The following is a 2,687-nucleotide window of genomic DNA, read 5'->3' as shown; positions in this document are numbered from 1 at the left end:
CCCCGGACCCCGGCGCGACCGCCGTCGACGAGCCCTTCGACCCGGGCGCGACGTCCCAGGACCTCCCCGTGGACGATCCGGGCGCGACAGCCCAGGACCTCCAGGACGACGACCCGAACGTGACCGCTCAGGACGACGAGCCCGCGCCTCTCCCGACCGACGACACCCCGGCGAGCTTCCCGGCCGACGACGCGCCTGCGCCCTACGCGACCGATGACCCGCCGCCGACCGTCACCGATGTCGCCGCCGAGCCGCCCGCGACAGTCACCGACTTCGCCGCCGAGCCGGAGACCTCGCCGGACGCCGCCGAGGACCCGGAACCGGCCTCCCCGGCCCCGTCGCCGATGCCCGCTCCGGAGGACGCCCTCTGGACCGCGCACTTCGGCGCGAAGGAGTCGTCCCCCGACCCGTCCACGACGACGAACCAGGCCGAGGCGCCGCCCGCGATGCCCCCGCCGCAGGCTCCGCCTTCGCCTTCGCCGCCAGCTCCAGCTTCGCCTCCGCCGCAGGCTCCGCCCGGGCCGGAGGCGACCGCTCCGGCAGCAGCCGCACCGCCTCACCTGCCGCCCGTGGCGTCGCCGTCCGGTGGCGTGCCGTCCGGCTCGCGGCGCCCCCTCCTCTTCGCCGGCCTTGCCGTCCTCGTCCTGGTCGCCGTAGGGGCCGCCGCCGTGTTCCTGCTCATGAGCGGTGGATCGGAGGAGAAGGGCAAGGCGTCCGCGACACCGTCCGCCGCGCCCTCAGGCACCGCGACGACCCAGCCGACGGACGCCCCGACCGGCGGCGCCACGAGCCCGCCGACGCCCGCCCCGTCCGGTACCCCGGGGGCCTCGCCGCCCCCCATCACGCAGCAGCCCGGCGAGCCCTCGCCCGCGGCGCCCACCGCGCCGGCCGGGCCGGTGGTGGAGGGCAACGGGATCACCTACCAGCTCGTCCAGCAGGACGAGGGGTACTACGAGGGCAAGCTGGTCATGACCAACCGCACCGGCCGGCCCATGGGCGCGTGGCGGCTGACGTTCGACGCGCCAGGGGGCGACGTCAAGAACATCTGGGGCGCGCGGCTCGTCCACGGCGGCGCCCATGTGGAGATCGCGAACCTGGAGGGCGCCGCGGCGATCCCGCCGGGCGGCACCTGGGAGATCCAGTTCGGCGCCTCCGGGACGGCGGCGACCCCGACGAAGTGCCGTCTCAACGGCAAGGCGTGCGGCTTCTGACCGGCGTACTAGGCTTCCGGGCATGCGTATCGCCAGGTTCTCCACCGACGAGGGCATGTCCTTCGGCGTGGTGGAGGAGAACACCGTCGCCGCCATCGCGGCCCATCCGTTCGGAGAACTGACCTTCACCGGGCAGCGCCTCCCGCTCGCCGACGTCCGGCTGCTGGCGCCGATCCTGCCGAGCAAGGTCATCGCGATCGGCAAGAACTACGCCGACCACGCCCGCGAGATGGGCGGCGAGCCGCCCGCCGAACCGGTGCTGTTCTCCAAGCCGTCCACCGCCGTGATCGGTCCCGGCGAGGCGATCGCCTACCCGCAGAAGCTGTCGGACCGCGTCGACCACGAGGGCGAGCTGGCCGTGGTCATCGGCCGCATGTGCCGCGAGGTGCCCGCCGCCCGCGCCGCCGAGGTGATCCTCGGCTACACCTGCGCCAACGACGTCACCGCCCGCGACCTCCAGAAGAAGGACGGTCAGTGGACGCGGGCCAAGGGCTTCGACACGTTCTGCCCCATCGGCCCCTGGATCGAGACCGAGGCCGACCCGTCCGACCTGGCGATCACCTGCGCGGTCAACGGCGAGGTCCGCCAGGACGCCCGCACGTCCCTGCTCCTGCACGACATCCCGTCGCTGGTCGAGTACGTCAGCCAGGTCATGACCCTGCTGCCCGGCGACGTCATCCTCACCGGCACCCCCGCCGGGGTCAGCCCCCTGGAGATCGGCGACGAGGTCGCCGTCACGATCGAGAACATCGGCACCCTCACCAACCGCGTCGTCGCCCGCGACTGACTTCTGTCGTACGGCGTCCCTAAGCTGAGGGGGGCGCCGTACGAAGGGGGAGGCCATGCCGTTCACCGACCGGTCATTCGAGTTCTACGAGGGTCTCCTGGCCGACAACAGCAAGTCGTACTGGACGGCCCACAAGGAGACCTACGAACAGTACGTACGCGGTCCCTTGGCCGACCTCTGCGCGGAGCTGGAAGAGGAGTTCGGCACGGCCAAGCTGTTCCGTCCCTACCGCGACGTCCGCTTCAGCAAGGACAAGACCCCGTACAAGACCCACCAGGGCGGCCACACCGGTGAGGGCTTCTACATCCAGATCGACGCGGACGGCCTGATGGTCGCGGGCGGCATGTACGCGCCCACGCCCGAACAGCTCCGCCAATACAGAGCGGCCGTCAACTCGGACACGTCCGGCAAGGAACTCGAAGCCATCGTCGAGGACCTCCGCGCCACGGGCTGGGACATCGAGGGCGACCGCCTCAAGACCCGTCCCCGCGGCACCCCCGAAGACCACCCCCGCCTGGAACTCCTGCGGCACCGCTCCCTGTACGCCCACCAAGGCTGGCCCGCCGACCCGTGGATGGGCACGCCAGAGGTCGTGACCCGCGTCCGCGAGTCCTGGCGGCGGCTCCGTCCGCTGGTCGACTGGGGCAACGAGCACATCGGCCCCCCCGACTTCACCCGCTGAGCACCCC

3 protein-coding genes are annotated in these 2,687 nt (G+C 72.6%); all 3 read left to right on the top strand.

From position 1 onward, the window contains the following. On the top strand, nt 1-1,211 hold a 1,211-nt coding region (locus E1298_RS45970; protein WP_207945261.1), incomplete at its 5' end, for a cellulose binding domain-containing protein. Nucleotides 1,212-1,233: 22 nt separating this feature from the next. Further along, nucleotides 1,234-1,998, top strand: coding sequence for a fumarylacetoacetate hydrolase family protein (locus tag E1298_RS45965; protein WP_131903660.1), 765 nt, complete (start codon nt 1,234-1,236; stop codon nt 1,996-1,998). Between the two features lie 55 nt (nt 1,999-2,053). Further along, the gene (locus E1298_RS45960; RefSeq protein WP_131903659.1) at nt 2,054-2,680 is read left to right on the top strand and encodes a DUF2461 domain-containing protein; all 627 of its coding nucleotides are present in this window, start codon (nt 2,054-2,056) and stop codon (nt 2,678-2,680) included. The last annotated feature ends 7 nt before the right edge of the window (nt 2,681-2,687 follow it).

Origin of the sequence: Actinomadura rubrisoli, from assembly GCF_004349215.1 — a bacterium.
In the GTDB taxonomy this organism is placed as follows: Bacteria; Actinomycetota; Actinomycetes; order Streptosporangiales; family Streptosporangiaceae; genus Spirillospora; species Spirillospora rubrisoli.
This window is presented reverse-complemented; position numbering and strand designations above follow the sequence as displayed.

Coding starts and splice junctions, on each gene's coding strand:
- E1298_RS45965 (WP_131903660.1), top strand. CDS start 1,234: ATGCGTATCGCCAGGTTCTCCACCGACGAGGGCATGTCCTTCGGCGTG.
- E1298_RS45960 (WP_131903659.1), top strand. CDS start 2,054: ATGCCGTTCACCGACCGGTCATTCGAGTTCTACGAGGGTCTCCTGGCC.